At 35.5% G+C, this 21,559-nt stretch carries 23 protein-coding genes; 20 read left to right on the top strand and 3 right to left on the bottom strand.

Features of this window, described 5'->3' with window-relative positions; translation table 11 throughout:
* Positions 1–2: 2 nt before the first annotated feature.
* The 3 genes from NL281_RS05675 to NL281_RS05665 form a co-directional block, all read right to left on the bottom strand.
* On the bottom strand, positions 3–482 hold the full coding sequence (locus NL281_RS05675; RefSeq protein ID WP_253303121.1) for a hypothetical protein: 480 nt from the start codon (positions 480–482) through the stop codon (positions 3–5).
* Positions 479–1,711, bottom strand: a complete 1,233-nt coding sequence (locus NL281_RS05670; protein WP_253303120.1) for a DNA modification methylase — start codon at positions 1,709–1,711, stop codon at positions 479–481. The genes NL281_RS05675 and NL281_RS05670 overlap by 4 nt, the downstream gene beginning before the upstream one ends.
* 103 nt (positions 1,712–1,814) lie before the next feature.
* Positions 1,815–2,267, bottom strand: coding sequence for a crossover junction endodeoxyribonuclease RuvC (locus NL281_RS05665; RefSeq protein ID WP_226079873.1), 453 nt, complete (start codon positions 2,265–2,267; stop codon positions 1,815–1,817).
* 591 nt (positions 2,268–2,858) lie between these two features.
* Between NL281_RS05665 and NL281_RS05660 the strand changes: the two genes are divergently transcribed.
* From NL281_RS05660 to NL281_RS05565, 20 genes are all read left to right on the top strand, one after another.
* Entirely contained in the window at positions 2,859–3,353 is a 495-nt protein-coding gene (locus NL281_RS05660) for a sigma-70 family RNA polymerase sigma factor (protein WP_019236463.1), read from the top strand.
* Between the two features lie 93 nt (positions 3,354–3,446).
* On the top strand, positions 3,447–4,268 hold the full coding sequence (locus NL281_RS05655) for an ATP-binding protein (RefSeq protein ID WP_253303119.1): 822 nt from the start codon (positions 3,447–3,449) through the stop codon (positions 4,266–4,268).
* An 11-nt stretch (positions 4,269–4,279) separates the two neighbouring features.
* The gene (locus NL281_RS05650; protein ID WP_253303058.1) at positions 4,280–5,068 is read left to right on the top strand and encodes an AAA family ATPase; all 789 of its coding nucleotides are present in this window, start codon (positions 4,280–4,282) and stop codon (positions 5,066–5,068) included.
* 37 nt (positions 5,069–5,105) lie between these two features.
* Positions 5,106–5,606: a hypothetical protein gene (locus NL281_RS05645; RefSeq protein WP_010962695.1), complete on the top strand. Its 501-nt coding sequence runs from the start codon at positions 5,106–5,108 to the stop codon at positions 5,604–5,606.
* Positions 5,603–6,841 (top strand): AAA family ATPase, encoded by a 1,239-nt coding sequence (locus NL281_RS05640; protein WP_253303057.1) that lies wholly within the window; start codon positions 5,603–5,605, stop codon positions 6,839–6,841. The genes NL281_RS05645 and NL281_RS05640 overlap by 4 nt, the downstream gene beginning before the upstream one ends.
* 17 nt (positions 6,842–6,858) lie before the next feature.
* Positions 6,859–8,907, top strand: a complete 2,049-nt coding sequence (locus NL281_RS05635) for an AAA family ATPase (RefSeq protein WP_253303056.1) — start codon at positions 6,859–6,861, stop codon at positions 8,905–8,907.
* A 90-nt stretch (positions 8,908–8,997) separates the two neighbouring features.
* Positions 8,998–9,681 (top strand): hypothetical protein, encoded by a 684-nt coding sequence (locus NL281_RS05630; protein WP_141456755.1) that lies wholly within the window; start codon positions 8,998–9,000, stop codon positions 9,679–9,681.
* A 15-nt stretch (positions 9,682–9,696) separates the two neighbouring features.
* Positions 9,697–11,634, top strand: a complete 1,938-nt coding sequence (locus NL281_RS05625) for a DUF4815 domain-containing protein (RefSeq protein WP_253303055.1) — start codon at positions 9,697–9,699, stop codon at positions 11,632–11,634.
* Between the two features lie 4 nt (positions 11,635–11,638).
* Positions 11,639–12,823 carry a hypothetical protein gene (locus tag NL281_RS05620; protein ID WP_253303054.1) on the top strand — a complete coding sequence of 395 codons (1,185 nt, stop codon included), beginning with the start codon at positions 11,639–11,641 and terminating at the stop codon, positions 12,821–12,823.
* A 4-nt stretch (positions 12,824–12,827) separates the two neighbouring features.
* Positions 12,828–13,022 carry a hypothetical protein gene (locus NL281_RS05615; protein WP_015589010.1) on the top strand — a complete coding sequence of 65 codons (195 nt, stop codon included), beginning with the start codon at positions 12,828–12,830 and terminating at the stop codon, positions 13,020–13,022.
* The gene (locus tag NL281_RS05610; RefSeq protein ID WP_253303118.1) at positions 13,019–14,395 is read left to right on the top strand and encodes a hypothetical protein; all 1,377 of its coding nucleotides are present in this window, start codon (positions 13,019–13,021) and stop codon (positions 14,393–14,395) included. The genes NL281_RS05615 and NL281_RS05610 overlap by 4 nt, the downstream gene beginning before the upstream one ends.
* 6 nt (positions 14,396–14,401) lie before the next feature.
* A complete protein-coding gene (locus tag NL281_RS05605; protein ID WP_253303117.1) occupies positions 14,402–14,953 on the top strand; it encodes a hypothetical protein in 552 nt (183 codons plus the stop codon).
* Positions 14,946–16,133 carry a phage tail sheath subtilisin-like domain-containing protein gene (locus NL281_RS05600; RefSeq protein ID WP_253303733.1) on the top strand — a complete coding sequence of 396 codons (1,188 nt, stop codon included), beginning with the start codon at positions 14,946–14,948 and terminating at the stop codon, positions 16,131–16,133. Before NL281_RS05605 ends, NL281_RS05600 begins: the two co-directional genes overlap by 8 nt.
* Positions 16,134–16,153: 20 nt before the next feature.
* Positions 16,154–16,660 (top strand): phage major tail tube protein, encoded by a 507-nt coding sequence (locus tag NL281_RS05595; protein ID WP_253303116.1) that lies wholly within the window; start codon positions 16,154–16,156, stop codon positions 16,658–16,660.
* A gap of 46 nt (positions 16,661–16,706) precedes the next feature.
* A complete protein-coding gene (locus tag NL281_RS05590) occupies positions 16,707–16,964 on the top strand; it encodes a phage tail assembly protein (protein WP_253303115.1) in 258 nt (85 codons plus the stop codon).
* 109 nt (positions 16,965–17,073) lie between these two features.
* On the top strand, positions 17,074–19,494 hold the full coding sequence (locus NL281_RS05585) for a phage tail tape measure protein (RefSeq protein ID WP_253303114.1): 2,421 nt from the start codon (positions 17,074–17,076) through the stop codon (positions 19,492–19,494).
* A complete protein-coding gene (locus NL281_RS05580; RefSeq protein ID WP_265035237.1) occupies positions 19,494–19,832 on the top strand; it encodes a phage tail protein in 339 nt (112 codons plus the stop codon). The genes NL281_RS05585 and NL281_RS05580 overlap by 1 nt, the downstream gene beginning before the upstream one ends.
* Entirely contained in the window at positions 19,829–20,038 is a 210-nt protein-coding gene (locus NL281_RS05575) for a tail protein X (RefSeq protein WP_353280185.1), read from the top strand. Before NL281_RS05580 ends, NL281_RS05575 begins: the two co-directional genes overlap by 4 nt.
* A gap of 1 nt (position 20,039) precedes the next feature.
* The gene (locus NL281_RS05570) at positions 20,040–20,990 is read left to right on the top strand and encodes a phage late control D family protein (RefSeq protein WP_253303112.1); all 951 of its coding nucleotides are present in this window, start codon (positions 20,040–20,042) and stop codon (positions 20,988–20,990) included.
* A gap of 37 nt (positions 20,991–21,027) precedes the next feature.
* The gene (locus NL281_RS05565) at positions 21,028–21,519 is read left to right on the top strand and encodes an ankyrin repeat domain-containing protein (protein ID WP_253303111.1); all 492 of its coding nucleotides are present in this window, start codon (positions 21,028–21,030) and stop codon (positions 21,517–21,519) included.
* Positions 21,520–21,559 lie beyond the last annotated feature (40 nt).

The raw sequence follows: 21,559 nt of genomic DNA, 5'->3' as shown, positions 1-21,559 counted from the left end.
ATTTAAAATTTAATATTAGATAACTCTTCAAGTGAGTTTGTAATTTCCTCAGTCAATGTTCCATGAATCTTTTCAGTGTCACTCAGTGATGCAAGCAATGCTGAAACTCTATTCGGAATATTAAGCAAATTATTACGTATAACTCTTGCTACATTAAATGCTTCGCGCTTTACTTCCTCTACTGCTACAAGTTCACCAATCTCAGCTTTTGCCTTTGCCTCAAGAAGTTTACCTCGTTCCATTTCATTTTTTATTCTAGTTTTTAGCAACATCGTGGAAAGGTTACTTGTATTTTCGTTTTCTGGATTTTTCCTCCTAAGTGGCTGACTTGGATCTCTTATTGCTGCCACCGCTTCATTTGCCTGTTCTCTATTGATCAAACCATTCTCCAACTCAACTATTCCTTTTTTTACTAAATAACAGACATATTGCTTTGAAAATCCTTGTTCTCTTGCCCATTCTGTTTGTGTTATTAATTTCACTTTTTTTGCTCCTTTTTTTCTTCTTGAATCTCTTGAAAAGTTTTACCAGCACCAGAAAGAATTGCCTCCCTGCCTGTATACACTTGCCAACGTTTTATGGTTACATCTACAAATTTTGAATCTAGCTCTATTGTCCTACAAATTCTTCCTGTTCTCTCACATGCAATCAGTGTACTTCCAGAACCGCTAAATGGATCAAGTACTATGTCTCCTGATCTGCTGCTGTTTACTATTGCTCTCTCCATTAGCTCTACTGGCTTCATTGTTGGGTGCAGTGAGTTATGTATTGGCTTATCATAAAACCACAGATCACTTTGATTACGTCCTCCATGCCACTCACGTTTATTGCCGCTTTTCCATCCATAAAGCATTGCTTCGTATTGTCTTTGATAATCTGATCTTCCTAGCGTAAAGTGATTCTTCGCCCAAATGATAAAAGTTGACCATTTTCCTCCCGCTTCCTCAAATGCTTTTTGCAACGTTGAAAACTCTGATGATGATGCACAGATGTAAATTGCACCTTTAGTATATGCTAAAATATGAGTACAAATATCATAGAGAAAAAGCTCATACTTTTCACCTTGATTATCGTTTAGTATCTTTTTATCCTCTCTTTCTTGACTGCTACCATAATCAACGTTATATGGAGGATCACAAACAGTAATGTCTGCCATTTTATCATCTAACAGCGCTTTATATGATTCAACTACAGAGCTATCACCACAATAGATTCGATGATCACCTAAAATCCATAGATCACCTGGTTTTGTTATTTCTACTTTTTTGTCATCACCAACCAAGTCAGAAAAATCTTCTTTTTCACTATCTAAATCATCAAGGAAATGTTGAACTTTTTCTAATTCAAATCCAGTCATTTTAAGATCAAACTGTAAATCTTCTAACTCTTGAATTTCTACTTTCAAAAGCTCATCATCCCACTTTGCCCAATTAGCTGATTGGTTTGCCAGTAATCGAAAAGCTTTAGTTTGTGGTTCATTTAAATTATCACTTAAGACCACTGGTATACTTTCCATACCAAGTTTTCTTGCTGCTTTAAGTCTTAAATGACCATCAACCACAGTGCCATCACTTTTTGCAACTATTGGTATACGAAAGCCAAATTCTCGAATAGAAGCACACATTCTGTTGACCACATCGTCATTTTTACGTGGGTTACGCTCATATTCAACTAGGTTTCGAGTAGGATAGTAGTGGATTGCTAAATTCATATCTTAATAATTAAAAAGTTAATATTCAAAATATCTCTGACGCTAGAGAAGGCCTGGGGTTGAACCCACCAAACCCGCCATTATGGACGAAAGGACCCACTTTTTATGGATTTTTCGTCTTATTAATATCTTTACTAATATAGAACATTAATGCCAAAGCATCGGCCTCATTATCATCTCTAGGTGAAAAACTTTTTTCACGTATCGCTTCAATAACTTCACTCTTACTTGCATTGCCTTTGCCTGTTATAAAGCGTTTTATAGTTTTAACATTAACACCTTGGTAGGGAATATTGTTCTCTTCACACCAAGCAGACAGAACTGCGAGAAAACCGCCATAGCAATGCGCTGCATCAGTTCCTAGATGTCTTCTTACTTCCTCAAAATACACTGCAGTGAACTCATGTTTCAAAGAATTAAGCCAATTGTGAAAACTTAAAAAACACATTCCACCTCCACTGAAACGGCTACCATGAAAGCTTTTGCTTCCACTTTCAATTACTCCATCTGTTAGAATTGCCCAGCCGGTTTGCTTGCCGAGATCTAGCGTTAAGATTGACGTACAAAAACTCCTTTGTGTAATTAAAGTTCAATGCCCTGTATAATATATATGTACGATGACTCGCAAATTCGTCCGCAATTTTGAAAAAAAATTAAAAAAAATTTCATATCCTGCCATTTGAGTTTTTTTCATCTTTACTTATCTTAATAACTATTTTACATAACTTATATTACGCCAATATTTATATTATTATATTATCATATATTATATTTTACCTGTATTTAAATATATATATAATATATATAAGACTTCAGTAATCCGTAAACCCTCTTTACTGGCCGATTTTAGCCACTTAACTTTAGAAACGGCTTTTAGGAATAGAACATAAAAAAGACAATATTATCAATAACTTAACGATTACTGCTTTCTGAAATACTAATTAGTAACTCAGAAATTAGGTACGAAATTGGTAGTTTTTTACCTATGAAAAAGTAGCTTCAGTAGTGTATCAAAACGTTTAAATCTTATTTTAACTTTTAAAGATTTTATTCTTTTAGATAAAAAAATTATTACTACTTTTTTATAATAAATTAGTCATACAAAGTCTTGGTAAAAATCTCTATTCATGAAACTTTTGGAGTTTTTATGAAGAATTCTTATCAAGGAATCGATTCTACAATTGTTAAACATGTGAGATTTCAAGCTTCGCGCCTTAAATCCAAAAGCTGTTTTATTAACGAAAGTCTCGAAGATATAGAACAAGAGCTTTTTTGTCAGGTTTGGCAATATCTTAACCAGCACGATGAGAAAAGAAGTAGTTTTAGTACTTTCGTTGCTAGATTAGCTAATTATTGTGCTCGCAATATGTTACGCAATCAGTTATGTCTAAAACGTAATATAACTTTTGATGATATAAACGACGATATTCCAGATCATAGGAACTCGGAAATCGAAGCGATAATTCGCACTGACATAAATAATATAATTTCAACTTTGTCTGAAAAAGATAGTAATTTATGTCAATTACTTAAGGTATTTACTATTACTGAAGTTTCTGTAATAACCAAAATACCAAAGACAACTATCTATCGCACACTAGAACGAATACGCGATAAATTCTCAGTTTTAGAGAAGTTATAAGCTCTCGATTATATTTGCTCAAAATTTTTTTTTGCAAATTGCGGACGAATTGCCTAGGTCATCGTACATATATATTTAGGTACTGGGAGAAAAATGAAAATAATGAACAGCAATGAACGGCTAAAAGTTCAAACAGGTATAAAAATGGTCATCTTTGGTCCTTATGGTATAGGTAAAACTAGTCTCTTAAAGACCATAAATGAACCAACACTTTGTCTTGATTTTGAGGCAGGTTTACTTGCTGTTCAAGATTGGCAAGGGGATTCTGTAAGTATTCGTACTTGGAATGAGGCAAGAGATATTGCATGTCTCATAGGTGGTCCTAATCCTGCGTTAAAATCTGACTCAGCATATAGCCAAAAACACTATGAGCATGTATCCAGTAAATACAAAGAGCTTGCTTCAGAGTTTCTCAAGTATCGATGTATTTTTATCGATAGTATTACAGTAGCCTCGCGTTTATGTCTATTGTGGGCAAAAATGCAACCTGAAGCTTTTTCTGAAAGATCAGGAAAACAAGATATGAGAGCTGCTTACGGGTTACTTGCTCAAGAAATGATGGCTTGGCTCAATCAGTTTCAACATATTCCAAATAAAGACATCATTACAGTTGGAACTCTTGGACAATACCTCGATGATTTCAATCGCTCAACTTGGCTACCTCAATGTGAAGGAGCTAAAACTGCAAGTGAAATTCCAGGTATTGTTGATGAGGTAATCAGTATGGTTGGAATCAAGAAAGATGATGGTACAGAGGTTCGTTCATTTGTCTGTCAGACGATTAATTCTTGGGGATATCCTGCTAAAGATCGAAGTGGTTGCCTTAATATGGTTGAAGAACCGCATCTAGGAAAACTTCTTACAAAAATTAAAACTAAAGCTTTTGCAATTCAACCTGTCACGCCCAACATATAGGAGGTTATTATATGCTACAAAACTTTTTAACTATTGGTCAAAAAATTCCTTTTTTCAGTGTGAAAGAATACTTGGACGATCGATCGCCAATACCAGAGGATATAATCTCACCAAGAATTTTAACAAAAAGAGGCTTATTGGTACTGGGTGGCCCACCTAAAATCGGCAAAAGTGACTTTTTGATTTCATGGCTCGTTCATATGGCTGCAGGTGTTCCTTTTCTTGGTATGGTTTCAAATAGACCTTTAAAAATTTTCTACATGCAAACTGAAATTGAATATGAATATATGAAAGAACGTTTGCAACAACTTGATAATGAACTTTTGAATGTAGCTGCTAACAACTTAATCATTACGCCAAAAGTGCACTTATCATTTAATCATGATGAAATAAGTGAAATTAAGGAGATTGTAAATGAACGCTTTAAACCTGATGTTTTGGCCATAGATTCATTACGTAACATCTTTAGCAGTGAATATGGGAATGAAAATGATAATAGTGCTATGCTGTTCTTTCTGCAAAAGACTCTTGAGAAGCTACGCAGTGCTGTCAATCCAGATGCTTGTATTGTACTCACTCATCATACAAAAAAATTATCGAAAAAGATGCTCGAAGAAGATCCATTTCAAGGCCTAAGTGGTGCTGGATCTTTACGTGGATTTTACAGTACTGGTATGGTGATGTTTGCTCATGATGAAGAAAGCAGTGCACGCCAGATAGTATTTGAGCTTCGCAATGGTGAACGCGTGCCAAACAAACTTGTCGATAAGATAAATGGTCATTGGCAGCTAATGGAATAGCTAACTTTCACTTTAAAGTCAACTTATAGGAGAGCGTATGCTACAAGATTTTTTAACTGATTTTAATAATGCAAAACTGCAGAGCAGTTTAATACCGAAAGGTACAATAGTCAAGGTAAAAATGGCAATAAAGCCTGGAGGTTATGAAAATTGGTTCACTAAAAACTACACTACTGGCAGTATCTATTTAAATGTAGAATTTACCGTCACTGAAGGCCCATATGCAAAACGCAAGATTTTTCAGATTATAGGTATCAAAAATGGCAAAGCAGAAGGTGAAGAAGACATCTGGGGAGAATCTGGACGTTCTATGCTGCGTAGTATTTTGGAATCATCCAGAAATATTCATGCAAATGACACTTCAGAGAAAGCAGTTACTGCTAGAAGAATAAACTCTATAGCTGATTTCAACGATTTAGAGTTTACAGCAAAAGTAGGCGTTGAAACTAATAATACATACGGAGATAGAAATAGGATTACTACAGTTATTACTCCAGAATTACAAAAAAATTTTCAAGATGATTGGTTGCCATTTTGAAGTATGACGAAGGAAAGTTGTGGGCTGCTGTTATTACTAGAGCTATTCAGGATGCAGCAGGAAAAAACCCTAAACTTAAAAAAGAGGCTTGTCAATGGATTCGCTCACGATCTTTTGAAACTGTTTGTGAGCTGGCTAATCTTGACTTTAAACGTCTAAAAAATATGTTGAACAAATTTGGAATAAACAAGGAGAACTTTATGGATTTTTCATCTAAAAATGCTTTGAAAATAAAATCGTTATTAATTAATAATATCAAAGATTGTTTATCTTATTTGTTGCCTGATGGCAAATCTTACCAAGATAAATTCTATATTGGAAGTAGAAATGGAAATAAGATAATAGTTGAAATGGAAGGAGAAAATGCAGGAAATTGGTACAACCTGATCGAAGAAAAGAAAGGAAATATAATAGACCTTTGGACTTTAGTTAAAGGTAATATAGATTCTGCTGAAACATGGTTGAACGGTAAAGATGAAAGAAGTTCCATATTACAAGAAAAACAAAACGAAGGAAAAGCATTTTCTGTAAATCATTACTTAAATGACAAATCACCAATGCCACAAGATATAATAGGCCCAAGAATTTTGACACCAGGTGGTCTTTTGGTCATAGGTGGTACTCCAAAGATTGGCAAAAGTCATTTTCTTCTTTCTCTATTAGTACATCTGGCCGCAGGAAGATCATTTCTTGGCATGAAACCTACAAGACCGCTAAAAATATTCTATCTACAAAATGAAATGGAATATGATTATATTAGAGAACGTATACAACAACTCAATAAACTTCCTCATTTAGCAACAGAAAACTTAGTTGTGACGAACAAGATGAATTTGACCTTAAATGAAGAAGGTATAGAAAAAATAAAAAATATGGTAGAGGAAAAGTTTGATTTAGTTGTGATTGATTCTCCTTATAATTACGTTAACTATGGTCTACAGCATGCAATAGAAAAACTACGTTCCAAGATTAATCCTATGGCTGGAATAATCATCACAAATCACACCAAAAAAGTATCTACCTCTACATTGGAAAAGAATCCATTTCAAGCTCTCGTTGGTGCTAATGCTTTAAGAAGTTTTTATACATCTGGAATAGTAATATTTCAACCCAATAAACGTACAAATATCTTGCAAGTAGTATATGAACTTAGAAACGGTAGATCTATACCAACAAAATTCATCAACAAGATTAATGGATGTTGGAAATCTGCTAACGTTATAGCTAGAACATAAAAATTCTTCAGGTAGGTATGGATATTTATTGTTCACAAAGAAATGGACATTATAAATTATTAGGGAAGAAAGAACAGTTAAGAACTCAACTCCTATCAAATATAAGGTCATGTCTTTCTTATTTACTGCCAAGAGGAACTTTTCGTGGTGATAAGTTCTATGTAGGTGATCTACAAGGCAATAAAGGACAAAGTATGATAGTGGAGTTAACTGGCAGTAAAGCCGGATTATGGCATGATTTTTCTACCGGAGAAGGAGGAGATATTTTTGATCTTTGGGCTGCTGTTACTGGAAAAAATCAATTTACTGATACGATAGAAGATATTGCTAAGTGGATTGGTTATTCGGAAAAAAATAACACTCTGGGGCAACCAACGGCATCATGGAACTATTACGATAAAAGTGATCAAGTGATTGTTACAGTTTATCGTTATAACACTGATTCAGGAAAAAGATATCTTCCTTTTGATGTAAAAAGGTCTAGTTTTACTCTACCAGAGACCAGGCCTTTATATAATATTCCAGGTATCATGAAATCTGATAAGGTAATTTTAGTTGAAGGTGAAAAGTGTGCAGATGCTCTGATAGAGCAAGGTATGACTGCCACAACTGCAATGTTAGGAGCAAATGCACCAATAGAAAAAACAGACTGGTCACCACTTAAGGGTAAGCATGTTATTATTTGGCCAGACAATGATGAACCAGGTAAACAATATGCTGAGAAAGTTGTGAAAAAGCTTACTTTTCTTGGTGTTTTATCACTTACTCTTCTTGAAATACCGGAAAATAAACCAAAGGGATGGGATGCGGCAGACGGCATACAAGCAAATATAGATATTTCTGAATTCATTGAAAGTAACTCGAGAAAAGTAATTGTTAAGCAATTGCTTAATATTCAAGAATGGAGCATAGAACGTTTTATAGGTCCAGTACCAGAGCAAAAGTTTCTTGTTGAAGGGTTATTTCCTTTAGGAGTGACATCTATTCTAGCTGCAATGGGAGATACTGGTAAAGGTATGCTTCTGCTTGATTTAGCACTGAAAGTTGCGAGTAGAAAAGATCAGCCATGTGGTTTTGGTCCTTTAGTTACTGAACATGGATCTGTGGTAATTTTCTCAGCAGAAGATGATATGAGTGAAATACATCGTCGTTTGGAGCGTCTTGACTCACAATGCGAGAGATTAAAATATAAAGATAGGCTCTTTATTGTACCATTACCAAATGTTAGTGGATCACTTACAATCATAAAGAGTGTTTCAGGTAAAGTGATAGAGACTTCTCCTGAATTTGAATCGATAACAAAACAACTTAATAAAATAAAAGACTTAAAATTAATCGTATTTGATCCACTTGCATCATTCGTGCATGCTGATTTAAATACTGACCCAGCCGTAGGCGATTATTTGATGTCTTTATTATCTGATTTAGCAGGTAGCACTGGAGCATCAATAATTACTGCCCATCATATGAGAAAGCCAAAAAGTGAAAAACCTATATCGACTGTTGAGCAAGCACGTGATGCCATTAGAGGTACATCTGCTCTTGTTAATGGTGTTAGGTGTTCATACGCTTTTTGGTCTGTGGAAGATGCAGCTAAACCGACAATTTTTAAATCAATAGGAGAATCTGTAAGACAGAACGCATTATTTTATGGAGCAATTGTTAAAGCAAACGGTTTGGCTGATCGCACTTTACGCACTTATTTAAGAAATGAAGAAACAGGATTGTTAGAGGACATAACTGAAAGATTAAGAATAAAAAATATGAACGAAAAAGATTCAAAGCAGCATCTTATAACTGCAATTACACGAGCAGCAATTTCTGGACATCCATTTACCCATACAGGAAGTACAGGAGTGTATAAACAGCGGCATAGACTACCTGAGGAGTTTCACAGTATAGGAAGAGATAGAATGGAGCGTATAGTTCAAGAGCTGTTACAAGCACGGAAGTTGGTTAAAGGAATGGCTACTGGTTCAAAAGAAGATAAATGGCTTGACATTCCTAGCGGACCATTTGCTCGCGGTGTTGGAAAGTTTAGCTGTGGAGCTGAGCTATTCTCCTAAAAAATTTTCCTGATATAAAAAAATATTTTGATTTTTGCGGACGAATTTTGAACTCACCGTACATATATAATATAGGGGGCTTAATTAAAAATGTCAATACTCACACAGTCAGGAAGAGCAGCAATAGCAGCCAGCATCAAAAAGCAATCTATCCATCTTGCTTGGGGAACAGGTGATTCAAGTTGGGAAAGTAGCCACAAAGTAGAAAAAACTTTCGTTAAGGGTGAAATAAAATTTGATCATCAACCTATTAAAGATGTGAAGGTTTTTACAGGGCAAACAACTTATCAGCCAAGTATTGACTATACAGTTAATGGCAGTACTGGTGTAATAAAACTTACGGAAAATAGCTCTATTCCAGTAAGTGATAAAGTTACTGTAGAGTATAGTGAAAGCACACCACCAGAGCTGATAACTTCTGAAAAGCTGCTCAATGAACTTGGCAGACGTACTGCAGACGAAGTGCTATTCTGCACAGGTGATGAAAACGGTGAACTTATAACTCCATCTGGAAGGTTTAGGCCCTCAAATGTACCAACTAATAATCTCTATCTCAAATTTACTTTCGATTTCACAAACGCAGCAAATCAAGTTATACGGGAATTAGGGGTTATGGTTGGTACTAAAGTAAAAGAAGAATTACCTATAGGACAGAGATATTTTGAACCACAAGATATAGAAGACCCAGGGATCTTATTAGTTTTAGAGCATACAGTACCGCTCATTAGGACTTCAGCAACCCGGGAAACTTTTTCGTTTGTAGTGACATTTTAGAAAAAGAGAAAAAAGATGACCTTAAATAGCTATTATAACCGCTTTAATCCTGACAAAGAATACGAAAAAAGTTTGTTCCTGGCAGGAAGAGGTCTACAGTCTGCAGAATTAAACGAGACTCAGGAGTATGCTCTCTCTAAGCTTAAAGGCATAGGCGATGCAATATTTCGTGATGGCGATGTTATAACAGGAAGCAATTGTATTATAGATGGGGAAACTGGTAAAGTTACACTTGAGTCAGGAAAAATCTATCTTCGTGGAGCAGTTAGAAAAGTAGAAGCAAAAGAGTTTGTTATTCCACTGAGTACCACAGTGCGTATCGGTGTTTATTATCTAGAATCTACGATTACAGAACTTGAGGACGAAAATCTTCGTGATCCTGCTGTTGGTACACGTAATTATCAAGAAGTAGGAGCTGCAAGACTTAAAGTTTCCACCATTTGGGGTTATCAAGCAGAAGGTGTTTCTTCCACTTTTTCTGTAAATGGCGAATTTTATCCAATTTATAACATTGAAAATGGAGTATTGATAGAACATTCACCGCCACCACAAGCAAATATAGTAACTACTGCTCTTGCTCGTTATGACAAAGAAGCCAATGGTTCCTACGTCGTAAATGGTCTTGAAGTAATGTTCCTGCAAAAGGAAGAGGGAGAAGGAGGAAAAAAAATATTTGTGATTAATGAGGGCAAAGCTCATGTTGATGGCTATGAGATTGAACTTCCTCACAGTATTCGTGTTTCTTTTGATGAAGATCCGGATATAAAATCAGTTGAATCAGAACCACATACTTTTCAGCCAAATAGCCAAAGAGTAATGGAACTTAAAGTTAATGATTTTCCAATAAGTGAAATTAAAAAAGTAGATATAACCGTTCAAAAAACCATTACCATTACTCATGGTTCATATTCAGGAGCTGTTGATCCAATACCTGACTCTGCAGTACTTGAGATTATTCAAGTTAAACAAGGCAATGTTATTTATGAAAATAGTATAGATTACAAATTAAACGCAGGAAATGTTGATTGGTCATTACCAGGTAAAGAACCAGCTCCTGGAAGTAGTTATCAAATAACTTACCGCTGTCGTACTCATGTAAGTCCTGAAGATATAAGTGAACAGGGATGCAAAGTAAAAGAAGCAGTTGATAACAGCTTGGTTTTGATTGATTACACCTGGAAAATGCCCCGCTATGATTTAATTACTATCGATAGCAAAGGGGTGGTAAGAAGAATAAAAGGAATTTCCCACTCTTGGAGACCATCGATGCCTAAAGCACCTAGCGGACAACTTTTGCTCTGCTACATTCATCAGACATGGAAAAACGGAGAAAAAGAAGGGGTAAAAATAGTGAATAATGCTATTCATGCTGTACCGATGAATGAGCTTGAAGCAATGAAAAAAGGAATAAATGATCTTTATGCGCTGGTTGCACAGGAACGTTTACGCAGTGATGCAAATTCAAGAGAACCTACAACGAAAAAAGGAGTATTTGTTGATTCGTTTTTTGATGATGATATGCGTGATCAAGGAATTTCGCAGTCTGCAGCAATAGTAAACAAAGAATTAATTTTACCTATAGATGTGGAAATTATTGATGTTGAAAGAGGTAAAGAACCTTATCTTTTACCTTATAAACTTGAACCGGTACTGGAGCAGCTTTTACAGACTAAAGGAGAAAAGATCAATCCATATCAAGCTTTTGATCCAGTTCCGGCACAAATTACTCTAAATAAAAACATTGACCACTGGACAGAGGTTACCACGAATTGGAAAAGTCCAGTAACCAGAGTATTTAATGTTAAAGAAACAACAGAGCTGCTGTCAAGTACCTCATACGAAACTGAATTTATGAGAGAAGCAGTACAGAATTTTGAAATTGAAGGTTTTGAGCCAAGTGAGAAGCTTAAAGAGATAAAATTTGACGGAATAATTATTCAACCTATAGCATAAAAATATGTTAATAGTTAACAATCAAGGACAAATAAGTGGAAAAATAAAAATCCCAGCAAATATTCCAGCAGGTACTAAATTAGTACAGTTTTATGGTGATAAAGGAAGCTATGGAGAAGCAACGTACACTGGTAAAAAAACTATTACCATAGAAGAGAGAAGAAGAGTTATCGCAGCAAGAAGAGTTGATCCTTTAGCGCAAACATTTACTTTAAATGAGAGCAGACACATAGGAGGTCTAGAGTTATGGTTTATAAATAAAGGCAAAAAACGTGTTGTTGTGCAGATTAGAGAAACAGCAGTGGGAATGCCCTCGCAGACTGTCATTGCTGAAAGTTATATTGAGCCAAAAGATATAAAGATAGATGGCACAGCAACACGTATAGAATGGTCACCAATGTTTTGCCATGCAGGAGAGGAGTATGCGATAGTACTACTTACTGATGATGCAGATACTGCAGTAAAAATAGCAGAGCTTGGCAAGTATGATGCAGTAAATAGCCGTTGGGTAACAAGTCAACCATATCAAGTAGGAGTATTACTGTCATCTAGCAATGCAAGCACCTGGACTCCACATCAAAATTTAGATTTAACGTTTCGACTACTAGCTGCAAAATTTAGTGAAGTTTCTCATGTTGTTGACCTGGGCAAAGTTACTGTAAATAATGTATCAGATTTAATTGTTTTGACGAACGTCGAAAAAGTAGCATTTGATACCAATGTAGAATTTATCTTAACAGATGAAGAGGGAAGAGAAAACTTTTTGTCTGATAATTTGCCGCTCGCGCTGCGTGAAAGAATAAATGGGGAATTAACGGTAAAAGCAAGCCTAAAAGGAGGGCGAGAAAAAAGTCCTGTTCTCTATCCTGGGTTACAGCTAGTTCTGGGTAATCTTTCAGAGTTCGGAGATTATGTTACAAGAAGCATTACAGCAGGAGCTAACACTAAGATTACCATAACATATGATGCGCTGATACCTGGCACTGCAGATGTTAAAGCATATGTACAAAAAAACGTGGATTGGCAATTAGTAAATTTAACATCAGGAAAACCAATTGGAGAAAATTTGGTAGAGAGAACTCATGTGCTATCAAATTTTAATGGTAATGATACAAGGATAAAATTGGTTTTAAGTGGAACGGTTGTCTATCGTCCAAAAGTCAAAAATCTACGAATCATTATCACTTAGCAGAATGTCAGATGATAAAACAAGTAGAGGATACTCTTTGCCTCATCCAGAAAACATTGCTGTGCAAGATGTTGTTCGTATCCGTACCACAATTAAGAAAATAGATGAAGATATTACCGAAAGAGAAGATGAGCATAATCAACTTAAGAGTAATTTTGAGCGGTTTAATTTTGAGACTTTTTTAAATTTTTGGAAATGAAAGAAGCAATATACCAAAGGATAAAGGATTTAGCAGCAAACAGCACACCTGATCAACTGGCATATCTTGCAAAATCGCTGGAATTGATAGCAGATAAAAAAGCTATTGCTGACATTGTGCAGATGACTGAGGTAAAAGAGATAATTGATGCACTACAAAAGAGGCTTAAGGATTTAGCAGCAAACAGTACACCAGATCAATTAGCATATCTTGCTAAAGCATTGGAATCAATAGTCGACAAAAGTGCAGTTTCTGAAATTGTACAGATGACTGATGGTAAGCTAAAAGAACTTCTTGATAGTGCAAAAAAACACTTAACTGATCTGGATAATAAAAAAGCTAGTTCTTTAGCAGTGATCTCTGAATCAGAGAAGCAGTTATTAAAGAGAATTGATGAAAAAGGAACAACAAATTTATCGCTACTTGATACGAGAAAGAATGCCAATATTGCAGCAATAAACAGTGTTGGCAATGATCATAAAGATGGTCTTAAAGGTTTAGTGAATAACTTCCGTACTGTTAATGATGTACCAAGTGGCTCATCAATCATGAAAGAAGTAAGAAATCGTCATATGATTGAACCTGGAGCATTACCTTTTTTATTTGGTGTACTAAGTAGAAAAAATAATTACTTTGGCCACGGAACTTTTACAACTGAGCTTGGTCAGTGGAGTAGTGATGTAACAAAAACAGACTATATGCTACAACTACTAGCAGGTACTCACACATATGATACAAGCTATGTTAGTTTTTATCGGCCAAGACAACTCAGTTTTTTAGAGGGAAGCAAAGGTACATTTATCTATGGAGAATCATACCCAAGATTTATGTATGATGGATTTTCTGAGCAATTCAATATGCTGAAATACCCTTATGCTGCACTGGGAGTAATATTCGTAAAAAACACAAGCAATGTAGATATAAGTAAAACTCTAAACTTTGTTGGATCTGCAATGTGGTATAAAGATGAAGTTAATTATGGAGGAGCAGGATTATTTATAGGTACACCTGATAAAACTAATACAAGGAAGTCAGAGATTTCGAGAATTACTTGGACACGTATTTACCAGCATGAAATTAACAGTCCTGAATTTATTGCATCAGGTAACATACTCATTCCAGCAGGAAAAACCGTTACAGTGTTACTTTATACGTCATCTAATCTTCACTCAGAAGGTGAAAGAGTTGGTGAGACACCTGAGTTCTTTGCAAGTGAGCACACGTATAGCACAATCTATGGTCAATTTATTCAGTGGGGAATATATAACTTTCGCAGCAATTTTCTAACCACGGGGCTTGAGATAGATGTAGAGAGAACGCTAAGGGCTTGGCAATGTCCAGGATTATCTAACACGCATGAGATTTGGAGGTAACAAACAATGTCTATCTACATTAGATTTGAAAATGATAAACAAGTAGAAACAACAATACTTGAAAGCAAGCCAAAAGGTAAAAATTGGTATGAAGCGCCAAAAGATTTTGATTGGCAAAAAAGTTATTGTTTAACAGAAGGAGGCAAAATTGCTCAGCGGAATCAAGAGGATATTGAATTGGAGTTATTACAAAATGCGAAATTTTCTGCACTTTCTAATCTTCGTGCTTATTATGATAACTATACTAACCAATACACAGGACATTCTCACCAGAAGTCTAAGTCGTATGCGATACAAGCGAAAGCCGCAAAAAGCATTCTAGCAGACCAAGATGAAAAGGATAAAGAAATTATAGAACCTTTAGCAAAAGTCCGTGGTATTACGGTTATTGAAATGGCAAGAATAATTGAGGAAAAAGTGAAAAAAGCAGTAAAAGCAATAATTAAATGTGAAGAGCTTGAAAATTTAGCCAAAAGAAAGATTGAAGAAGCCAAGAGTGAAAATGAGCTAAAGACTTTGCTCGATGATTTTAGGAAAAAAATACAAAGAAATGGCTGAAGAATTTTTGCACGGAGTAAACGTTATAGAGGTAACCTCTGGAGCAAGGGCAGTACGTACAGCTAAATCATCAGTGATAGGTGTAATCGGTACTGCACCTGAAGCTGACGAGCAAAAGTTTCCACTAAATAAACCAGTATTAATAGCAGGAAGTTTAAAACAAGCAGCAAAACTTGGAAGGAGTGGAACTCTTTTTTCAGCAGTAAATGGAGTATTTTCCCAAATTGGTGCAACAGTAGTAGTTATTCGAGTTGAAGAAAGTGAAAACAGTAATCCAAAATTAAAAGAAGAAGAGACGCTGAAGAATATAATTGGTGGAGTTAACGAAGAAACTGGAGAATATCAGGGAATAGAGGCGTTCCTCAGCAGTGAAAGTATAGTCCATGTTGCTCCAAGAATATTAATTGCACCTCAGTTTACTCATCAATTGCCTGAATCTGAAAATCCTAAAAACCCAGTAGTAGCAGCTTTGATAGGAGTAGCAGAAAAGCTGAGAAGCATAATAGTAGCAGATGGGCCAAATACTAATGATGAAGAAGCAATAAAATGGAGAAAAAGTGTAGGCAGCTCAAGAGTTTACGTAGTTGATCCATGGGTGAAGGTACTTATTGAAGGAAAAGAAGAAATCTTGCCATCGAGTCCATTTGTAGCTGGTTTAATAGCTAAGATAGACAGCGAGCAAGGCTTCTGGCACTCACCTTCAAATAAAGAGATAAATGGTATTGTTGGAACAAGCAGGCCTATTGATTTTACGCTCGGTAATATAAATTGTAGAGCAAACCACTTGAATGAAAATGAAGTAACAACGATAATTCATCAAAGTGGCTATAGGCTTTGGGGCAATAGAACATGTTCAGATGACTCAAAATGGGCTTTTTTATCAGTGAGAAGGACTGCAGACCTTATTAATGACAGCCTACTTAGGGCTCATCTCTGGGCAGTTGATCGCAATATCACCAAAACTTATATAGATGATGTGATTGAGGGGGTGAATTCTTACCTGGCAAATTTAAAAGCGCAAGGAGCTATTATCAGCGGAAAATGTTATGCAACACCAGAGCTCAATACACCTATAAATATTGCAAGCGGAAAAGTATATTTTGACTTTGAGTTTACACCATCATATCCAGCTGAACAGATTACTTTTAGGTCACACCTCGTGAGTGGTACAATATTATAAAAAGGGGAGAAAGAGGAAAAATGTTACCGAAAATACTGAGAAATTTTAACGTATTTGTTGATGGTAGAGGCTATGCAGGGAAAATAGATGAAATAACTTTGCCGAAGCTTACCATAAAAACAGAGGAGTACCGTGCTGGTGGTATGGATATCCCAATAAATATTGACATGGGCATGGAAAAGCTTGAAGCAGACTTTACTTTCGCTGAGTATGATTCAGAACTATTTAGACTTTTTGGCTTGATAGATGGAAACTCAGTATCTTTGACGCTCCGTGGAGGAATGCAAGGAAGTGGTAGCAATGATATTGAAGGAGTAATTATCAACCTCAGAGGCATATTCAAAGAATTTGATTTTGGTAGCTGGAAACCTGCTGAAAAAGCCACTCTAAAATGCACTGTAGCTGCCCATTACTATAAACTTACGATAGGTGGTAATGAACTGATAGAGATCGACGCTGAAAATATGATTAGAAAGATAAATGGTGTGGATCAAATGGCCTTGCTGCAAACGGTTTTAGGTATTTAGGTTTAGTTTTAAAAAGATTTTAGAATTTTATTTTTTAGGAGAAAGTATGACAACAGTAAAACTTGATAATCCAATAACAGTTGATGGTATTTCTATCTCAGAGCTTACCATTAGACGTCCAAAAGTTAGAGATTATATAGCTATTGAGAGACTTAATGGTAGTGATCTAAGTAAGGAAGTAACTTTGACTGCCAATTTGACATCAGTTGCAAAAGAAGCAATTGAAGAGTTAGATATTGCTGATTATGTAAAAGTACAAGAGGTATTAAAGGATTTTTTTTCACCGATTATCCAAAAAACTTGAGGTCAGAAGTAATCGAGCTCAGTTCTATTATTGGTAGTGGAATTGAGCCTTTGCTTGATATGGAAATTAATGAATTTATTCTATGGCATGAAGCAGCGAGGAAGGTACAATGTCAACGTTATCTATAAAAATTGGAGCAGTCCTAGATGGCAGTTTCAGTACTGTAATAAAAGGAAGTAGCAGTCAACTTACTCATCTTGGTGAGAATATAAGAAAGCTTGACTCATCTTTAAAATCAGTATCAAAGTTTAAGCAGTTAGGTCATGATGTTTTGACTAGCAAGAGGTCATGGAAAGGCTTTGAAGATCAAGTAAAATCTTTAGCTAAACAAATGAAGGCAATAGAGAAACCGAGCAAAACTTTAAAAGCTGAGTTTGATAAAGCTAAGTTTTCTGCAACAAAAGCAAAAGAAGCATATTTGAAAAAGAGAGATGCTTTACATTCATTTAATGAAGAAGTAAGAAAAAGTGGAAAAAATATTAAGTCATTAGTAAGCGACCAATATAAACTTGGCTCGTCCATTGAAGCGCTGAAAGGCAAGTATGGTAAGCTTGGATCTGCAATACGTAGTCACCAAAGTTTTTTAGCAAGCAAAGCACATTTTAAGTCACAAATTATAGAGACTATTGGACTAGGTCTTTCGTTTGCAGCACCAATTAAAGTTGCAATTGATTTTGAAAGTGCTATGGCTGATGTTAAGAAAGTAGTGCAATTTGCTGAGGATGAGGCAGCTCACAATCAAGGAGCCGCAGAATTTGGTCAGACATTAAAGGAACTATCCCGTACGATACCACTGTCGGCTGCAGGGTTAGCTCAAATTGCTGCAAGTGGTGGACAACTTAGTGTAAAAAAAGATGATCTGATTAAGTTTACGACAACAGTGGCTAAAATGTCCACAGCATTTGATATGTCTGCAGAGCAGGCAGGTGATTCCATAGCTAAACTTGCCAATATCTATGGAATAGATGTAGACAGGATGGAGTGGGTGGGTGACATTATAAATCACTTATCAGACAAGACTGCTGCTAAAGCAAAAGATATGGTTGAAGCTCTAGCAATAGTTGGTGGTACTGCAAACCAGTTTGGCTTTGGTATTAAGGAAACAAGTAGTTTAGTAAATGCCTTTATTAGCTTAGGTAAACAACCAGCAAAAGCAGCAACTGCAATAAACGCTCTACTTAGTAAACTCCAGACTGCTGAGGGACAGAGCAAAGAGTTCAAAACAGCATTAGAAGGCATGGGAATAGCTGCAGAAGAAATGGTACAAAGGATTGGTGAAAATAGTCAAGGCGCACTACTTTATTTTTTTGAAACTCTGGAGAAAGTAGATAAACAGGAACGTTCTCAAATTCTTCTCAACCTCTTTGGTCAAGAATATCAGGATGACGTTGCGTTACTAGTTGGAAGCCTAAAAAATTTTAAAGAGGCTATAACTCATGTAGCTGACGAAAAAGAATTTGAAAAATCCATGCAAAAAGAATTTAACAATCGTGCAGCAACCACAGCAAATAATTTACGATTACTGAGAAATGCAATAGCAGAAGTAGGAATGAATTTGGGCTCAGTAATGCTACCTCCTTTAAAATCGGTAAGTAGTCTTTTAAGAGAGATAACTAACCCCATAGCTCGATTTGCAGAAAAATTTCCAGTTATTACTACAGGAATAATGAGTACCATAGCAGCACTAATAGGTCTTAAAGTTCTAGTAGTAAGCGGTGGTTATGCATGGAATTTAGTTAGAGGTGGAATGCTTGCTTTCTCGGTTTTTTTGCATGGAATACTGAAGCCAGCATTAATATCATTATCAACGTATGCTATTCCAGCAGTAATTACTGGACTAAGTTTTTTAAAAGCTGCAACTCTGAGCTTAGCAATGAAAGCTTTTCCTCTACTGTCATCAGCTCTACCAGCAGTAATCACAGGACTAAGAGCAATAACACTTGCTGTAATGAGTAACCCGATTGGATTTTTGATAGCAGGTCTTGTTACTGGTGCAGCTCTTGTTATAACTAACTGGCAAAAGGTAAAAGACTTTTTCTCTAACTTTTGGCAGTATATAAAATCGATAATAAAACCCATAGAAGAAGCTTTTTCATGGATAGGGGAAAGTGTATTTGGAAAAGTATTAGGGAATAGCCCACTGAAAGAGTTTGAAAAAAGAAAAACTGAAGTAAAAGCAGTACATACTCCCCTAAAGAGTAATATTCTCAACAGTGGAAATCCTTTGCTAAGTAACAGTATAATTAAAGAATTTTCCAAGAGAAATCAGAATAATTTCAGAATCAAAAGCCTTATTGAGGAAAAAAAATCCACAGAAAATGATAGGATATTTGCAGATTTTGCAACGAGTAAATTTGAAAACAAAGAACAGAAAACTATGAATCAAACTCAGAACATCACTAATAATTACACTATCAGCATTAAAGCAGAGCCAAATCAAGATATTCGTAATCTTGCAGATGAAGTAATAAAAAGAATAAGAGAAAAATCACGTGATGTTATGTTCGATACGGTAGATCCCATTTACTGATGCTATCCCTTGGTCCATATAAATTTACTCCGATAAGTTTGAAATATAGCAAAGAGAAGCGTTGGAGTGTGGTTGAGTGTATTGGTAAGCAATTACTACAGAATATTGGCCAGGGAGCAGAAAATATAGATTTAGAAGGAGTAATTTATCTTCATAATGGATTAGATCAATTAAAGAATATAAAAGAGGCAGAAAAACCTCACACTTTAGTTGATAGCATGGGAAATGTTTTGGGGCAATTTGTAATTACTCGCTTTGAAGAAAAGCAAACATCATTTTTCTCTTGTGGATTGCCAAAAAAAGTTGAATTCAGTTTAAGTTTGAAGCGTTATTCATGACTATATATTACTTAGCAAAAGAAAATGATATGTTAGACTATATTTGCTGGAAGCACTATGGATTTACTTCAGGAGCAGTAGAAATAGTATTAGAAGAAAACCCTGGAATTGCGGAATATGGAAGTTTTTTACCGGCAGGACTGAAAATTAAGCTGCCTATAATTGAGAAACCTCTACAGAAATCAACCTTGAAGATTTGGGGGTAAGATGCAACCAGAGTTTATCATTGAAGGGTATGAATTAGCAAAAGACCGCTTGGTGTCAATGCATGTTACTGATGAATCAGGGACTATAGAAGATATAGCTGAAATATGTGTCGATTACAGGGATGATAACATAAAAGTTCCAAAAGAGCTAAAGATTGCTTTGGGATATAGAGAAACAGAGGTACTACCCATAGGTATATATAGAGTCAATGAAATTACAGTACAAAGTCCACCAAAAACCTTAATAATCAAAGCTCATGCAACAAATTTGATGATATCGCTAAAGGAAAAAGTATCCAGAGAATGGCACCAGATTACGTTAGGTAATTTAGTCAAGGAAATAGCAAATAAACATGGATATGGATACAAAGTTGCTGAGGAATTTAAAGACATATTAATACTACATATTGACCAAACTGAAGAGAGCGATATAAGTTTGTTGACTAGAATAGCTATAGAGCGCGAAGCCATGGCAAAACTGGCAGGAGGGTATATATTGTTTATTCCAAAAGGTGCAGCAAAGTCAGCAACGGGAAAAGCTTTAGGAACGACAACTATTAGACCTCAAGATACAATTAATTGGAAAGTGCATTTTACTGTACGTGATAAATACAATTCAGTAGTAGCGAAATGGCATAACTATGAAAAGGGAGAGACTATATCGGAAAGAGTAGGTAGCGGTGAACCAAGTTACGCTATACAAACAGTTTACTCAAATGCAGAATCAGCTTTAAGCTCTGCAAATGCCAGATTTAAACAACTACAGCGTAACAATGAGAATCTAGAGATGACAATACCAGGTAATCCAGAGTTATGTGCAGAGGCAAAACTTAATCTTGTAGGGTTCAATCAGGATATAGATGGTGAATGGGTAATTGATAGAGCAGAACATATTTTAAATAGCTCAGGATATCGTACTACATTATCAGCTTCTTTGAGTAATTATGTTTAAGAGAAAATAAGTACATTGTTGATTTAATGCAAAAAAAATGCCGAACATGAGCAAGAAACAAGCTACATTGTGGTTTATAGTGGTCATAGTATGTGTTGTTATTACGTATTACTATCAAAAACCCAAGGCTGCTGAGGAGTATCAGAAAATGTTAGAAGTAGCAGCTAAGAACTGTGACTTAGAAACTGTGAAATCATTAGTAAAAAAAAGTAGAAGTGATTCAAGTATTAGTGAAAAGGCATTATATTATGTTTCAGAGAAAGGATGCTTAGAAATTGTTACATTTCTATTAGATGAAGGAGTAGATATAAATATTAGCTTAGCACTACTTGGTGCTGCTGACGGTGGTCAATTAGAAGTTGTAAAACTTTTGTTGAAGAGAGGAGCCAACCCTTATATTAGAGGTTGGAAAGAACAAACTCCAAGAGCTAGAGCATTTAAAAGATCATTTTATTATAGAGATAAACCTTACAGAGAAATTATAGACCTGCTTGATCAGGCGGAAAAGCAATATAAGTCAGAGCAATAAAATTATAGTTATTTTCTCACAACACGCAGTACAAATTTTC

It is taken from the genome of Wolbachia endosymbiont of Phyllotreta cruciferae (genome assembly GCF_918697765.1).
In the GTDB taxonomy this organism is placed as follows: domain Bacteria; phylum Pseudomonadota; class Alphaproteobacteria; order Rickettsiales; family Anaplasmataceae; genus Wolbachia; species Wolbachia pipientis.
The sequence above is the reverse complement of the archived record's forward strand: the minus strand, read 5'-3'. Positions and strand labels throughout refer to the sequence as shown.